The 16586-nt window shown below is 37.7% G+C and carries 16 protein-coding genes and 1 pseudogene; all 17 read left to right on the top strand.

Going from position 1 to position 16586, the window contains the following annotated elements; all coding sequences use genetic code 11:
- Positions 1-6: 6 nt before the first annotated feature.
- Positions 7-516 carry a hypothetical protein gene (locus AC0KUU_RS23340; RefSeq protein WP_473453141.1) on the top strand — a complete coding sequence of 170 codons (510 nt, stop codon included), beginning with the start codon at positions 7-9 and terminating at the stop codon, positions 514-516.
- Positions 506-3112, top strand: coding sequence for a VirD4-like conjugal transfer protein, CD1115 family (locus AC0KUU_RS23335; RefSeq protein ID WP_473453139.1), 2607 nt, complete (start codon positions 506-508; stop codon positions 3110-3112). The genes AC0KUU_RS23340 and AC0KUU_RS23335 overlap by 11 nt, the downstream gene beginning before the upstream one ends.
- Complete coding sequence (locus tag AC0KUU_RS23330) at positions 3109-3315, top strand: hypothetical protein (protein ID WP_029325363.1); 207 nt, start codon at positions 3109-3111, stop codon at positions 3313-3315. The genes AC0KUU_RS23335 and AC0KUU_RS23330 overlap by 4 nt, the downstream gene beginning before the upstream one ends.
- Positions 3316-3338: 23 nt before the next feature.
- Positions 3339-6077 carry a pLS20_p028 family conjugation system transmembrane protein gene (locus AC0KUU_RS23325; RefSeq protein ID WP_473453136.1) on the top strand — a complete coding sequence of 913 codons (2739 nt, stop codon included), beginning with the start codon at positions 3339-3341 and terminating at the stop codon, positions 6075-6077.
- A 39-nt stretch (positions 6078-6116) separates the two neighbouring features.
- A complete protein-coding gene (locus AC0KUU_RS23320; RefSeq protein WP_029325361.1) occupies positions 6117-6407 on the top strand; it encodes a DUF5592 family protein in 291 nt (96 codons plus the stop codon).
- A 13-nt stretch (positions 6408-6420) separates the two neighbouring features.
- Positions 6421-7134, top strand: coding sequence for a hypothetical protein (locus AC0KUU_RS23315; protein ID WP_473453134.1), 714 nt, complete (start codon positions 6421-6423; stop codon positions 7132-7134).
- 17 nt (positions 7135-7151) lie between these two features.
- Entirely contained in the window at positions 7152-9086 is a 1935-nt protein-coding gene (locus tag AC0KUU_RS23310) for a VirB4 family type IV secretion system protein (protein WP_473453132.1), read from the top strand.
- A 3-nt stretch (positions 9087-9089) separates the two neighbouring features.
- Complete coding sequence (locus tag AC0KUU_RS23305) at positions 9090-10202, top strand: bifunctional lytic transglycosylase/C40 family peptidase (protein WP_473453130.1); 1113 nt, start codon at positions 9090-9092, stop codon at positions 10200-10202.
- A gap of 14 nt (positions 10203-10216) precedes the next feature.
- Positions 10217-10798, top strand: a complete 582-nt coding sequence (locus AC0KUU_RS23300) for a MerR family transcriptional regulator (protein ID WP_473453128.1) — start codon at positions 10217-10219, stop codon at positions 10796-10798.
- A gap of 10 nt (positions 10799-10808) precedes the next feature.
- Positions 10809-11696 (top strand): hypothetical protein, encoded by an 888-nt coding sequence (locus tag AC0KUU_RS23295; protein WP_473453126.1) that lies wholly within the window; start codon positions 10809-10811, stop codon positions 11694-11696.
- 259 nt (positions 11697-11955) lie between these two features.
- A complete protein-coding gene (locus tag AC0KUU_RS23290) occupies positions 11956-12213 on the top strand; it encodes a hypothetical protein (RefSeq protein ID WP_473453125.1) in 258 nt (85 codons plus the stop codon).
- Positions 12210-12563 (top strand): hypothetical protein, encoded by a 354-nt coding sequence (locus AC0KUU_RS23285; protein WP_473453123.1) that lies wholly within the window; start codon positions 12210-12212, stop codon positions 12561-12563. Before AC0KUU_RS23290 ends, AC0KUU_RS23285 begins: the two co-directional genes overlap by 4 nt.
- On the top strand, positions 12560-13759 hold the full coding sequence (gene mobP2 / locus AC0KUU_RS23280; RefSeq protein WP_473453121.1) for a MobP2 family relaxase: 1200 nt from the start codon (positions 12560-12562) through the stop codon (positions 13757-13759). Before AC0KUU_RS23285 ends, mobP2 begins: the two co-directional genes overlap by 4 nt.
- Complete coding sequence (locus AC0KUU_RS23275) at positions 13759-14193, top strand: hypothetical protein (RefSeq protein ID WP_074682816.1); 435 nt, start codon at positions 13759-13761, stop codon at positions 14191-14193. Before mobP2 ends, AC0KUU_RS23275 begins: the two co-directional genes overlap by 1 nt.
- Positions 14194-14242: 49 nt before the next feature.
- On the top strand, positions 14243-14518 hold the full coding sequence (locus AC0KUU_RS23270; RefSeq protein ID WP_078990613.1) for a hypothetical protein: 276 nt from the start codon (positions 14243-14245) through the stop codon (positions 14516-14518).
- Positions 14511-15545, top strand: a pseudogene (locus AC0KUU_RS23265) (ArdC-like ssDNA-binding domain-containing protein); the annotation flags it as partial. The gene AC0KUU_RS23270 and the pseudogene AC0KUU_RS23265, both read left to right, overlap by 8 nt.
- 377 nt (positions 15546-15922) lie before the next feature.
- A partial coding sequence (locus tag AC0KUU_RS23260; RefSeq protein ID WP_473453119.1) for a hypothetical protein occupies positions 15923-16586 on the top strand: 664 nt, incomplete at its 3' end.

Raw genomic sequence — 16586 nt, 5'->3', positions numbered from 1 at the left:
GATAGGATGTATATACAAACAAAAGTAAAAAAACAGAAGCAAGCCTTTGTCGTAGGGGTTGAGTACTATGAAGAAGATTTATTCCTCGAAATTGAATTAGGCAGCTTTCATACGACTCAACTTCATGCCCAACGCATTGCGAACAGTGTTCATAATGTCATTCTTTTAGAAAATCAGATTGTCATTATCTTTAAAAATGCTGATTCAATCACTCTTACAGACGATTTTCTGAAATATGCGTTCAAGTTTCGATTATGCACGAAACCAACTATGCCTCCTCTTGATATCTCCAAGCTCACTCAACAAGAAAAAGACGACTTAGTTTGTAATGAAGCCTATATGGTGACAGAAGAGGATATGAAAGAGGTACAATGGAACATTAACACGGCTTTTCGTTACCTTCAGTATAAGTATGAGGCAAGAGATCAAACCTTCTTTTCTCTTTCATCGAGTGCCTATTATGTCATTCCTACTTCTGAAGAAATTGACCAGGAGGGAATGAGAAATGCAACCTAATAAATCCATCAAATATGTGGTCGCTGAAAAACAAGTACTTATTCCTTTAAGTGCTTGTTTTTTTGTGTCTATTCTTCTCATCTTGAACTTTCTTTTTAACATGATGCTAAACCTTGTTCAAACAACGTTTAGCGATGTATTTGAACCGCAGCCTTTTCATTTGGACACATCTTTTTTGACAGAGATTCATCTTCAACAGTACTCGCCTTTATATGGAGCGATGTGTCTAGTCGCTACCTTATTAACGGCAAAATTCGCTTACAACATTCGATCTAACTTTAAAGATTTAAACCACAATCAGAAAGGGTCGGGACGCTTTACAACAAGAAGTGAACTAAAAAAGCAATATCGAAAAGTACCTGAAAAAACGACAACCTATCAAGGTGGAGGTGGGGTTCCTGTTTCTCGTATCCAAACGTATGACCTGATTCAAACATGGAAAGAGTACAAAGCTTTAAAGAGAATACAGAAGCTTCTCCACACCTATCGATTCTTTACAAAGAAAAATTACATGCTGATTGATGACACACCCGTTAATAATTTAATCATTGGTATTACACGATCAGGAAAAGGGGAAACCTTTGTTTTTCCAACGATTGATATCTACTCACGAGCTGAAAAACAGCCTTCCCTAGTCTGCAACGATCCCAAGGGGGAGTTGCTTGCTGCTTCTAAAAACACGTTAGAGGAAAGAGGCTATCATGTTGAAGTTTTAAACTTACTCAATCCATTAGAATCGATGAGTTATAATCTGTTAGAAATGATAAAAGAAACGTATAAAGATGGTGATTATTCAACAGCTCAAGCGTTATGTAACACGCTATCGTATACGCTTTATTACAATCCAAATGCCAAAGATCCATTCTGGCAACAATGTGCCATGAGTTTATGTAACGCCATGATTCTAGCTGTAACAGATAAGTGTATTAAGGAAAAGGAAGAAAATAAAATCACGATGTACACGGTGGCGAATATGTTGTCAGAGTTAGGCTCGAAAGAGGTTGTAATTAATAAAAAAGGAGATACCCAAAATGCGTTAGACTTGTACTTTAATGGGCTGCCAACAGAGAGTGTCGCCAAAATGCAGTATGCGACTTCAAATTTCTCAAAGGGTACGACAAGAGGAGGAATCTTCACCCAAACGATGAATGGATTATCTATTTTTACGTTTGATGAAATCGCCAAGATGACCTCTAAAAACAGCGTCGATTTGAAGCGTGTGGGCTTTGGAAAAACAATCAAGGGAAAGGCAGCACCTCTTACTCGCTTAGAAATCATCTTCCCAGATGGTCAAACAGAAACGATTAAAACGGATGCCAAAGGGTTATTTGAAGTCAACTTTACAAGTGAAGTCAAGCAGAATGATGAAATTATATTAACGGAAAAGTTCAGTGATAAAATTGTTACTTCATCGAGGCTTGAAACGGTTGTATCCATTAATAGGATCACGAAGGAAACAGGAGCTACGACGTTTACAGTGAACAAGCAACATCCAAGTATTCATGTAAAGGAAGTGACGTGTTTTACAAAACCAATCGCTATTTTCATGGTCACACCAGATTATGATTCTAGTAATCACGTTATTGCCTCTATTTTTGTTCGTCAGTTGTATTATATACTCGCCAAAAATGCTTCATTAGCAAAAGGAAACAAGTGTCATCGAGAAGTAGTGTTTTTGTTAGACGAATTTGGCAACATGCCGGCAATTGAGGGAATGTCCAACATTATCACGGTTTGTTTAGGACGAAATATACGTTTTAACTTAGTGATTCAAGCCTATGCACAACTAAAAAATAAATATGGAAATGATGCTGAAACGATTGAAGGAAACTGTGGGAATACGATTTATATTTTAAGCAATAACTACGAAACAGCGAAGACCATTTCACAAAAATTAGGGGACGGTACCATCAATTCTACCTCTCGAAGTGGGAAAGCATTATCAACGGATAAAAGTAAAACAGAGGGAGTAGATGGAAAGCCTTTATTAACACCCAATGAATTAATGGAATTGCAAGAAGGAGAAAGTGTGGTTGTGCGTGTGGTAAAACGTCAAGATAAAGCACGTCAGAGAATTAAAGCACATCCGATCTATAACACTGGAAAAACAGCCTTGAAATACCGTTGGGAATACCTCGGAGAGGACTTTGATACGGATCGTTCGATTCTAGATATTGATATTTCGTCTTTACATGAACAAGTTAATCCACGATCCTTGGTCATTCATAATTTCTTTCCTTTTCAATCACAACCTCCATCAGTGGAAATGGAAGAGGAACTAACCGACGATCCGTTTACTTCTCTAACGTATGAGAACTACAAAACTAAGACGGTCAAAGAGTTTTTTGGTGGGGATAAGAACGTTTCTACTGCTTTAAAAGTACACTTACCAAAAGCAATGAATAAAACGGTGGAAGAGATTGAGCAACAGTCCATGAGTGATTTTGAAGAGGAATTAAATATGCTAGGAGTTAGTGACCAACTAAGTAAAAATGTCCACCAACTTCTTCAAACAAAAATAAATACCATCATTAAGAAGTTGCAACATGAGATGGAAGAACAAGAAGCTTACTATCAAAAGGGGGAGAAAGAATGACAAGTATTTCAAAGGAATTAGAGCGTATTTTAGAGGACTATGCACCGATTGTGAAGGAAGGACATCAAGTGCTAATTGGCTTACTAGATGGCACTATACACTTGGAAAAAGGACAGGAAGGAGAAGCACCTGTACAAATTCGTGTTTCTCCTCTGGATGAACGATTAGAAATAACGGTTGATACGTTATTTCAAGGCATGTAATACCCTCGTAAGGAGATGAGCAGATGAAGGATGAAGAAATTCTTAAAAAGCTACATGAGTTCTCAGAGTACTTAGATGTAGGAAATATCCTCACTTATTTATTACGGAAATTGGGTTGGGGATGTATTCAAGTTCTTTCATTTCTAGTGGATGGACTAGAAGGGATTACAGACAGTGTATTAGGCGTTAAATCGTTTTTTAATTCACCTGACATTCAAGATTTTATTACAAAGCTTCAACCCTTTTTATATGTGTTACTGGCCTTTTCCTTTCTGTATATCGGCTACATGTTGATTATTCAGAAGAAAGTCAATCGTGAACAGATCATGATTAACATTTTTATTTCGATGGCAGTCTTGCTTTTACTGAACACAAGCATGTTAAAGGCAGATAAATTTACCGATCAAGCCATTGAAGCTGTGGATTTAAATGAAAAAGGTACGGTAAGTGAAAAGATTATTAAAAGTAATCTAACGGATGTCGCACAATTTGACCTTACAAAATGGAAGAGTCCCAAATTGAAAGAACCAAATAAAGTTCCTCAAAAGAATATTATGATGATTGATATTACAGAAAAGATGGATGAGGATTTTAAAGTAAGTGAGAAAGATAAGCTATCCGATGATGGAAAAAAAATCATTACACATAAGGCAGCTCTTGCACCTAATGGAAAAGAAGGATTAGTAGAATTAGATAATGGATGGTTTGATTTCTTTCCAGAACTTTATTACCGATGGTCATGGAACTTCTGGACGATTGCCATTTCCCTTTTTGTAATAGGGATGACGTTGTTATTTACATCTATTAAGTTAGCAAAACTATGTTATGAGCTAGGATTCAATGCGATTTTAGCCCAATTAGTTGCGCCTGCCGATGTAGCAGATGGACAGAAGTTAAAAGCCGTTCTGAAAAACATCCTAAATACATTTCTCGTAACGATTATGATCTTTATATCCATGAAGGTCTATTTAATGGGAACGGTCTTTATTAGCGATAAGTTAGAAGGTATTCCGTATCTTATCGCATTAATTGCCTTTAGTATTGCCGTCGTAGATGGCCCAATTATGTGTGAACGTCTCTTTGGGATTGATGCAGGATTAAAAAGTGGTTGGGGCGCTCTAGCAGGAGGGTTTGCGATGGCAAAAGGACTTGAAAGTGGCATCAACATGATGGGCAGAACAGCAAAAGGAGGAGCCAACCTTGCAAAGGGTGTTGGTAATGTAGGAAAAGGACTTGGTAGTGGTGCTCTTCAGACAGCAGCAGGAGTTGGAGGTCTTGGTAAAGGGTTAGCTACACAAGGAAATAAAGAAAAACAGCCAGCTCTACATGAAGAAATGAAAAAGGCAGGAATGGCAGGTGAGAAAGGAAACGTTGCTTCTAAAGGTCAAAACGCAGGAAATGAGCAGAAAGCTCAACAACAAGGGTTATCTTCTACTGAAAAGCAAGAAGGGGGCAAAAATACTGAAGGAAATTCTTCGGAAGGAAAAGGAGCAGGTCAAGGTCAAGGAAGCTCTTTACAGGATGAGATGCAAGCAGCAGGTGTTTCTACTGATAGTCAGGGATCAACTTCCTCTGTAGAAGGTGGAAATACATCTCTACATGATGAAATGCAAGCCTCTGGTTATGGTGAAAGGGCAAATGAAGGTATTGGATCTTCTGTAGAAGGTGGGAATGCTTCTCTACATGATGAAATGCAAGCTTCTGGTCAAAGTGAAAGCACAAGTGAAGGTACTGGATCTTTTGTAGAAGGTGGAAGTGCTTCACTTCATGATGAAATGCAAGCTTCTGATCAAAGTGAAAGGGCAAGTGAAGGTACTGGATCTTCTGTAGAAAGTGGAAGTGCTTCTCTACATGATGAAATGCAGGCTTCTGGTCATAGTGGAAACACAAATGGAGGCAGCTCCTCTGTAGGGAAGGCAAGTGCTTCTCTACATGATGAAATGCAGGCTTCCGGTCATAGTGGAAGTACAAATGGAGGCAGCTCTTCTTTAGGAAAGGCAAGTGCTTCTCTACATGATGAAATGCAGGCTTCCGGTCATAGTGGAAACACAAATGGAGGCAGCTCTTCTTTAGGAAAGGCAAGTACTCCTCTACATGGTGAAATTCAAACTTCCGGTTACGGTGGAGGTACAAGTGAAGGCGGATCTTCTGTAGGAAATGTGAGTACTCCTCTACATGGTGAAATTCAAACTTCCGGTTACGGTGGAGGTACAAGTGAAGGCGGATCTTCTATAGGAAATGTGAGTACTCCTGTTCATGAAGAAATTCAAACTTCCGGTTACGGTGGAAGTACAAGTGAAGGCGGATCTTCTGTAGGAAATGTGAGTACACCTGTTCATGAAGAAATTCAAACTTCCGGTTACGGCGGAAGTACAAGTGAAGGCGGATCTTCTGTAGAAAGTGTAAGTTATCCTACACCAACAAGAGAACCGTCTGTTTCCATACCGACAGGGATGGATCAAGCCCAAGCACAAGTGGCAGCCACACAGGAACCTCGCCAAGGAAAACAACAAATTGAAAAAGACACAGTTCCTGCTTCAACAGACGATATTCCAATGCCAGATCAGAACCGGATAGAAACACGCAATATTGCACAAGTGGTAAAAGATAACTTTAAGGGAGGGGTAGGAAAGGTAAAAGAACGGATTGATAATTCGCAAACAATCCACAAAACAAAACGTTCTTATCAAATTGGACGAAATACAGGGCGAGATTTACGAAATCTTGGATCAAAGAAACGAAATAAACCAGAAGAGAAGTAACAAGCGTTACTTCTCTTTTTTATAGGGAGGAGAAGAATCATGGAAAACTATAACATTCCGAAAGAAATCTCGACGGAATTAAAGATTAATAAATCACTTTATCTCTTCGATTTGTTGTTCATTATTGGCTTACTTATGGTCACGATGATGTTACGTTTTTTTATTCATCCTACACTTCAAATTCCCTTTTATATCTTCATGGGCATATTTGGGCTATTGATGATCGTTAGACCAAGTACAAACCCTAAAAAACGGATGTATGAGGCGCTGTTACTTACATTGGTACGAAAGAAGAGCACGTATTGTGCGATAGATCGGGATCAAGAATAAAGGAGGGTAATAGATGGCATTATTTGATGAAAGAATCCTAGAAAAAGAGAAACCTATTTTAAAAGAAAAAAAGACAAGTGACTCCCTTCTCTTTGATGAAAAGGAACTAGATAAACAGATCGCTCGTACAAAGAAAAAGAATCCTTTTTCTCTGTTACAACTTCCAAAGGCTGAAAAGGAAAAAAAGAAAGAGAAATTACCGGAGGTGAAAAAAAGTGTGGCTGATATTATTCCCATTATCGATCAAACAGATAGTGGATTATTTCAGCTAAAAGATGAGGGAGGCTTTTTTGGAATCTGGCAGCTTCAGAGTACAGATATCAATGCCATGCATGACCAAGAGGCAGGACGCAATATTTATACACTGGCTAAAACATACCAGGGCGACAAAGATCCGTTTAAAATCATCTCATTAAACTTGCCCGTTTCCACACAAAAACAACAACAGTATCTTGAAAAGAAGATTCGAGAGGCCAACAATGCGTTATCACTTCGATTCTTACGAAAAAAGTTAAAAGAGCTTCAATATTTAGAATGGGGGCGAACCAATCGAGAATACTTTCTTTTCCTATATGGACCGACTGAACTCGCTGTAAAAGAGCGAAAAGACCAATTTATGCGAGATATTCAACTGGCTATCCCTCTGTTACCTGTTTCGGATGAAAAACAAATTAACCTTCTTTACAAACTCTACAATCAAAACGCCAAGCTTGGTAATAAACAATAAGAAAGGATGATAAAACCATGATAACTTTACCTTTTCGTAAAAAAGAGAAAACACCTCAAGAAATCAAGCAGAAAAAAGGATACAATCCCTATTTTGTGGCACAGATTCAACCACAAGGAGGCGTGAGCTTTAAAGAAAACCTTGTTCGAAACGGGGATGGATATTCGACTTGTATTCATATTTATGAGTACCCAACGAACGTGAATGATTTTTGGCTAGAACCGATCATGAATATGCCAAATGCCATTACAACCCTAGATGTAGTAAGCGATGAGCGAAAACAAGTCGTAGAAGCGATCAATAAAAATATGTCAGAACAAAATGCACGGCATGTAAATGCCAAAGAAAACATTGATCGTATGGATGCCCAAGAACAGTATTTAGATATGAAAGAGCTATACCGTCAAGTCACAAATGGTGAAGTGATCAAACGGATACACCTTCGCATTTATATTGCGGAAAAAACGATTCCTGACTTAGAAAAGCGATTAAAAGAAGTCATTCACCATCTTGAAACGCATAACTTCAGAGGATCCATTTTTTTAAATGAACAAGAGTATGAGTGGGAATCATTAGTGACACATTTTGACATACAGAAGAAATACCCTAATAAGCGAAAAGGAAAGGAAATCCCCGCATTAGCACTAGCCGGAGGGTTTCCTTTTCATTTTACTCACTTAGATGATCCATACGGCACGTATCAAGGAACAACTCGTACAGGTGGCAGCGTCATCTTTGATTTGTTTCACAAAGACCAACAACGAAAAAGTTATAATGCGGTGTTGATGGGTTTAATGGGCGCAGGTAAATCTACTTTTTTAAAGAAAGTCACGACAGATAATGCGATTAAAGGCTATAAGATTCGAGGCTTTGATATCGTTGGAGAGTTTGAAAGTCTCGTCAGAGAGTTAGGAGGTAAACAGATTGCGCTAGATGGATCAGAAGGGCAAATTAATCCCTTACAGGTATTTAAAACACATGAACATGAGCTTAATAGCTTTACACAGCATCTATCCAAATTAACTGTTTTCTATCGCTTTATCGCACCAGAAGCAAAAGACGATGAGTTAAAAGAGTACGAAAAGCTACTTCGTAAACTCTATATCCAAAAGCAGTTATGGAACGATGAAAAAGGCGCAATTAACTACATCACAGGGCGTTCACCAGAAGCTTACCCAACCTTTAGTGAGTTTTTACAGCTTATTCGCCAAGAGTTATATGCAGATGAGAAAACACGAGAACACCATTCGAACCTAGGAGAGTATCGGAAACGTCGTCTTGAAGTTATTGAGCTTAACATTGAAAACTTGGTTGAAACGTACGCTCATTTGTTTGATGGCATTTCAACGATTGAAGATTTCAACGATGAACAAGTGGTATTCTTCTCCATCCGTCATTTATCAAAATTAAAAGATGAAATTGCACAGGCACAGCTTTTCAACGTCATGAGTTTATTATGGGATGGCATGTTGCAAAATGGTGAACCTCAACTAGATGCCTATACAGAAGGGACATTAGCCTTTGAAGATGCCATTCGTTACTTAATTATCATTGACGAGGCTCACCATATTATTAACACGAAAAGGGGCAATGAACATGCCTTAGATTTCCTAACAGAGTTTAGTCGAGAAGCACGAAAATATTTTGCTGGCCTGATTTATGCGAGTCATTTAATCAGTGACTTTGTGCCAGATGGATCGGAACAAACAGCGATTGAAAAAATTAAAAAGCTTTTTGATTTAACACAATATAAATTCATTATGCAGCAAGATGATAACAACTTAGATACGATTCAACGAGTGTTTAAAACAGGGATTACGGACAGCGAATTGGCTGAAATTCCGAAGCTACCAATTGGGGATGTGCTTCTTTGTATTAAGTCTGTAAAAAACATTCTCTTTCATATTGAAATCGATGAGGAAGAAAAAGTGCTGTATGGTGGAGGTGCATAAGCCTTGCATATCGTTTTACAGCTCATTCCCAAAAAATATTTGATTGGAGGCACGTTGATCCTGTTAGGATTATCGGGCCTCTTAATCATGAGTACGATTGTAGCGATTACAGGTGAATTTGAAAAAGATAGTCAACAAAGTGAGGTAACAGAGATTGAAGGTGGGGGCATTGGCGTAGGAACAGCTAATGTGTCACCGCAGGTCATGAAGTATCAACCCTTGCTTGAAAAGTACGCACAAAAACATGGGCTAGATGCTTCTTATGTGCCCATTATGATGGCACTTATGATGCAAGAAAGTGGAGGCAGAGGAAACGATCCAATGCAATCCTCTGAGTCTAAATGTGGAAGAGTTGGATGTATTCAGAATCCCGAAGCGTCTATTGACCAAGGCGTAAAACATTTTAAAAGTGTACTAGAAAAAGCTCATTACGATCTAGAATTATGTTTACAAAGTTATAATTTCGGGCCAGGATTTATTATCTTCGTGAACAAAAATGGAGGGCACTATACCAAGGAATTAGCCATTAAGTTTTCGCAAATTCAATACCAAAAAGTCAAACACACAGGAAACTATCACTGCCTTCGACCAGAGGCTGTTCCCTATCAGGCGTGCTACGGCGATATAGCTTATAAAGATGCGGTGCTGAAATATTATACAGGAACGATCACAGCTGATGGAAAACCGGCTGCTCCTGCGAGTGGAGGAAGTGGTGGTAAATCGGGTGTGAAAGTGATTGACGCAGGCAAAACGTTGATTGGTAAAACACGCTATGTATTTGGTGGTGGACGCTCTCAATCTGATATTAACGCAGGACGTTTTGATTGTTCAAGTTTTGTCAGATGGGCATTCGAACAGGTAGGAATGAATGTTGGTCCAATGTCGGGCGTAACAACCGATACACTCAAAACTCAAGGGCAAGCAATCAATCCAAAAGACATGAAGCCTGGGGATGTAGTGTTTTTTGATACCTATAAGATAGACGGCCACGTGGGCATCTACGTTGGCAATAATCAGTTTTTAGGCTGCCAAGGAAAAACAGGTGTAGCCATCGCAAGTATGGCAAAAGGAACCTATTTTGGTGAACGATTTAATGGAAGAGTAAAACGATTCTAAAAGGAGAAAAGGCGATGAAAAATAAAGCAGCACTACTATTTGGAGCGCTTGCCGTTGTGGTGGCGGGCGTAACCATTTTCAACATTTACCTGAACCACAATATCTCCAACACAACAGCTTCGAAACAAATTCAAGTCACGAATGAAAGCTTACAAGAAGAAAATAAAGAGTTAAAAAAACAACTAAGTGAAGTTCGTCCTTCTGCCCAAGAACAACAAAAACGAGATTACTTGAATACGGTTCATCAATTCATCGATGTGTCTTATCATCGTGAAAAAGATGGATTTGAGGAACGAAAAAAGATCGCAAAATCGATCATGGACAAAGAACTTTATGAGCAATTTTATCCTTCTGAAAAGTTCGTATATGGAGATAGTTACACCTCGACTCCAAACGATGTACAGCTTTATGTTCAACAATATGATGGAGGGCAAGAAGAGGTCGAAGTGATTGCTGAATTTAAGAATCATCTTGTCATAAAAGATGAGAATGTGGACGATCAAACGCATGACATTATCAAAGTGTCTCTACGAAAAGAAGAGAACAAATGGGTGGTTTATAGTATCGAAGAATTGAAAACAGAAATGATGAAATGAGGTGGTAGAAGTGGCATTTAAAAAGCAACTGGAAGAATACAAGTTTAATTTAAATCGCAATCGATCATGGAAGTATACAGCCGTTTTAATCTTTTTCTTTATCGGTTTTTTATCCTTACTGACATCAAAATTCTACTTAAAAACAGAAGATCCGTTGTATCATACCAAAACCTATGAGGCAGTTTCTTCTAACATAACAGGAACCGTAACCATTGAGAATCGTGTGTATCATCCGGCTAATGGCTCACTGGATATGGTCATCAAAATGAATCAAACAGATGAAGAAGAAGTAAGCTTTGTTGCACAAGAAAAAGCGAATCCAAACATCAAATTACCTGTTCAGTTATTGTATGAAGATGATGGCTATTATGTGGTAAGAATCAGCGATCTATCTCCAAATTGGGAAGCACTTGCCTTTGATCTATATCAAGAAAATGAAGAAAAAGAAACGGTAAACGTAGATGATGTAACGAGTGATTCAGAAACAGATTCAACAGAGGAAATAGATACTCATGCGTTAATTACAACGCTCTATTCTGACCAACGAAAAACGAAAAGTGAAGAAGGAAAAGGAACAAAAACCAAACAAGAATATGCGCTTTTAGTTAATGAGTTAGAAAAAGATTTTGTCAAAAAGAAAATGAAAAACTATGAAAAAGCAATCACAGTAGAAGCCAAACATAAGCGCCAAACGCAACAAGAAATGAACGAATTACAACGTGATATGAAGTACCAAGTGAATGAGGAAAAAGCCGATACGGAATCAAAAATTGCGATGAAAAAGGATGCCATTCAGTCGAGTGATGAAAGCATTCAGCTCTATGAAGATGAACAAAAAAGTTTACAAGAAAAGCTCCAAAAGTTGAATGAAAAGCAACAGGATTTAGCCATGAAGTGAAAAAACACATGTCAACAGTAGGTCAACATGTGTTTTTTTGAGGTTCACAGTAGGTTCACATCATTAGTTTTTCATGTTCACAGTAGGTTCACATAGAAGAGTTTAGGTCAACAGCAGGTTCACACTTTAGAGGTTTTCGTGATATCACGGTTTTGCTAGGCTCTGCCTAGCCTATCACCCCGTGTGATAGCAAAAAACCCTTATGCTCTTCTCTCTTTTATAGTGGGGAACCACAATTTACAGGAAAGGAACGAATGTTATGGATATTCTTTTACGAGATATTAATCCAACTGCCGTAAAAAAAATAGATGAGATTGCAAAGGTAAAAAAGATTTCTCGTCAAGAATTCTTAAAAGGTCAGGTTGAAACACTGGCTGTTTTTCAAGAACAAAAAGATCGTGAAGCAGAACTCGAAAATATCATCTATAAAAATATAAAGATGATGGAAAAGTGTGCAATTGCAATTGAAACAGTTAATGGATTCATTCAAGAAATGATGGGAGAGGATGAAGAATGATGAAGAAAAGACGTAAAATTTCATTTGACACTGAAACAGATCAGTATATTAAAAGTTACATGGAAGAAAATCACTTACGCTTTCCGGCTGATGCCATTTCTCAAATATGTAAAGAGCATAAAGAGGCTCAGAAACGTGATGATGACTCAATACAAAGAATGGTGAAGTCTGTTACTCAAAATATAGATAGTCTTTTGGAAAGAGAACGTCGTCATATTATAAATGCATTGTGTTGTACAGAAAAAAGTATCCAAAGGTCAACCATGAAAAATTTTAAAGAAGTTGAGGATTATAGAATCGCAAAAAATGGTAAGTTGATGGCTGCCATTGTAGAGGGGTACAAAAAATGAAGCCGTCCTCTGTTATACCAGGAGTCGTGCTCAAAACAAAATTTATCACGTCTGATAAGAAAGCTTTTCAAGATTATGTAGATTATGTAGATCGTGAGGAAGCAAAAAAAGAACAGGGAGCAAATGAAAAACTGTTTACCCTTTATCAAGATTATATGGATAACCCTAATAAAACGTCTTCTTTATTTACTCAACAATCCAATCGATTGAATAAAGAAGAAAAAAAACAACTAAAAAAATTGTTTGAAACAGCACAAAAAAATAACAGTATCATGTGGCAAGATGTCATCACATTTCATAATCCGTGGCTCCAAGAAAATGGTTTATATGACGCTAATACTCATACAGTGGATGAGAAAAAGTTAATGGACATTACCCGTCAGTCCATGAAGGAAATGCTTAAAAGGGAAAGGTTAAATGAGTCGGCTGTTTGGTCGGCTGCCATTCACTACAACACTGGGAACATTCATATTCATATTGCAACAGTAGAACCACAACCTACTCGTGAGCGAGGAAAAAGGAAACCTAAAACATTGGATGCGATGAAGTCAACAGTCGTGAATCAAATTTTAAATCGAGGTGAGCAGCATCAGAAAATAAATGACTTAATTCGAAAGGATATGGTCGGCAAAAAGAAACAGGATTCTTCGTTAAGGTGGAAGAATCGTGATATTCAACCACTGTTTCTTCAAATTTATAATCATCTTCCAGAAGATAAAAGGCAGTGGCAATATAGCTATCGAACATTAAAGCCAATGAAGCCATTTATTGATGTGCTGAGTCACAAATACATTGAAAAGTATCATAACCATGAGTATCAACAATTACTTGGAAAATTAGATAAAGAAGTAGAGGAATTAAAGAAAGCGTATGGAGAAGGAAAGGTTGATGAGAAACGATACAAGGACTATAAGCAAACAAAAATAGATGATCTCTATAAACGAATGGGGAATGCTTTTTTAAAAGAAATGAAGGATTACGATAAGCAGCAGCAACAGATTAAAAGAATGATAGAAAGTCGAAAACAATCTAAACGTCCTGCGAATTTTAATCGAAATGTCTCCATGCATTTTGCTTTAAAAAAGATGGAACGAGCGTTTAAATCAGAATATGAAAGTTGGAAGAACCAAAAACATTATGAGCAATTGCAAAAAGATATTGAACATAATCGAGAAGCTGAAAGGGGTTATGAATGATGGAGAAACATCGACGTACCATTTCATTAGATACGAAAACAGATGAATATATTCAAGCTTATATGGAAGAACATCATTTTCGTTTTCCTGGGGAAGCCATTATGGATATTTGCCAAAAGTATCAAGAAACCAAGGAAAAGGAATGGTCATTACAATATATTTCGGAAGTGGTCAGCAATAACTTACATCAGGTTTTAAAAGATGAATTAACAAAGATTCGTCTTGGGGCAAATAGTGCTGATAAAAACACACAAATTTTAATTGAATATATGAACGGTCTTTTCTTCCATCACGGTTTTGATGGACTAATGACAACCGATTTACAAGAGTTAGATAGCACAAAGGTTGCGAAGGAAGCTGTTGAGAAGCGTATTGCAAATCAACGTCAAAAACGAATTGATTGGGAAGAGTCTAAAGGGAAACAACCATCTTAATGATGGTTTTATATAAAACTAGTTTTAAAAATTAAAGGAGGAATCATTCATGTTTTTTAACAAAGATTTAGTGTTAGCTTCGATTAAAGCTGTAGGAGAGGATCATGCCATTGTGCAATATCAAGACAAGGAAGTAGAGGTGAATTTAAGTCCAGAAGAAGCGAAAGAGTTTCACCAATATGTCGTACATCAAGAGAATATGTTGGTGCCAATGAATATCAAAACTCAGAAACTTTTTGTGGATTTAGAGGAACCTTGGTACGAACAAGAATTAGAAGAATTAAAGGGGATCTCCTATCAAAAAGAGGAGGGAGAAGATGAGTAAAACATATGCGAAGAAATCCGTCGAAGATAAGCGTAAAGAGGTTGAAGAGTTAACGAAAGGGATGGAACAAAAAGTAAATCAGCATTTTCATTCTGCCGAAGAACTAAAAGACTATTTATCTTTTATGGGTAAGTTTTATCAATACTCGATGTCGAACACGGCTCTGATTCAAAAACAGTTTAGGGGTGCTCAAGCTGTTGGATCATTTAAGTTTTGGAAAGATAAAGGGTTCTCTGTCAATAAAGGTGAAAAGGGGATTAAGATCCTTGTGCCAAACAAAACGGTGCCTAAATTTAAAGATGAAAAAGGGAAATGGAAGTCGATTAATAAAGCCACTCCTCAAGAAAAGAAGCTTATTAAAGAGGGAAAAAAAGAAGTCACTCAAGGCCGACTGTATTTTTCAGTCGGCCATGTTTTTGATATTCAGCAAACGAACGCAACGGCTAATGATTTACCTAAGATATTCCCAAATCGTTGGTTAGAAGGCAATGTGGAGGACTACAAGTCACTTTATAAAGGAATGGAAGCTATTGCTGAAAAGAATGGTATTTCCATCATTGCTCCTAAAGAAGAACTAGGCAGCGCAAAAGGTGCGTGTTATCCATTAACAAAGGAGGTTGCGTTAAATCCTCGTAACTCTGAACGTCAAAATGTAAAGACGCTCCTTCACGAAATGACTCATGCCAAGCTGCATACGACTGAATCAAGAGCAAACTATACGGATGCGGAAAGAGAATTTCAGGCAGAAATGACAGCTTACACCGTTTCTTCTTACTTTGGCATCGATACGAGTGAGTATTCTCTAGGATACCTGTCACACTGGACGAAAGGAAAGACCTTTGAAGATAAAACTAAGCTTTTAAAAGAAGTACATGAAACATCAGTTGGCTTTATTGAAACAATCGAAGATACCTTAGTAAAAGAACGAGAAAAAAATCAGTCACCAGAAAAAAACGATGAAAAACAGCAGCAAGCAGATCCTCTTTCTTCTGAAAATGTACAAGAGAAAATGAAAGAAGGATATGAAGATTATAAACAAAAACAACAACAGGAATCGGCACAAAATGTAGACAGCATTTTAGATCGTGTCACGGCTGAAGAAAAATACTATTCAACCAAAACACAAGCGATCAAAAATGGATGGATGACAAAGGAAGAAGTCGTGAAACTTGAACATCAGATTGATTCGAACATCACTAAAAACGAGAAGGGGGTCATCAATGGTCAAGTTCAGGAACAATCTCTTACTTTTCAAGACCGTATGGAAGTGGGCAGTCACATGCAATTCCAAAAACGTACAGGCACCGTCAAAAAGAAAAAAGAAGAACAGGAACTCGAAAGGTAAGGGAGCGTAAAGAGCTCTCTTTTTTATTGCTTAAATACTACTTAAATGGAGGAAGAATGATGAAAAAAATTACGTCTCTTTCAAATGACCAATTTAAAACGCTTGTTTCCGATAAACGAGAATTAAAGAAATTTATGAAGCACCCACAAAATGAAAAAATCGAGGCAGGCTGGGCAAATATCAGTGAGAAACAGCTGCAAGACATCCCTTCTGGAGCTGTTTACTTAACAAAATCAGCTCTAGGGGAAGAAAAACCGCAGGTTTTGCTTGTTTCCACCGATGAAAGAGGGCAAAAACAAGCCTATGAAAGTGAAGCAACACTTGATTTTTTAAAGAGTCATGATGTGAACCCTGTTTTAGAGAAAGATCGAGAAACGCAGCTCAAAACGAGCTATATTACGTTTTTACAGGCTCATGATAAAGAAAAACCTCAAGATATTGATAGCATGTTAGCCCGTGTAAATGCAGAAAACGATTATGTGATGTTGAAATCAAGTGCCTTAAAGGAAAAGCAGTTCACCTCTGACCAATTGAAAGGCATGGAGAATGAGCTTTCTCATCAGTTTCAAGCACGTAAACAGACACAAGAGAAGGACCGATATCAAGAAGATTACAAACAAGAAGTACTAGAAGTTATGCAGCAGCCTAGTGAAGAAACACAGTATAAGCAGCTATTTAAACAAAGCTTGTTAGCCCAATTAGGCATATCAGATGAAAAAGATT

The organism is Priestia sp. ST2, from assembly GCF_055810735.1.
Note: the sequence above shows the minus strand (reverse complement) of the source record. Positions and strands in the feature narration are given on the sequence as shown.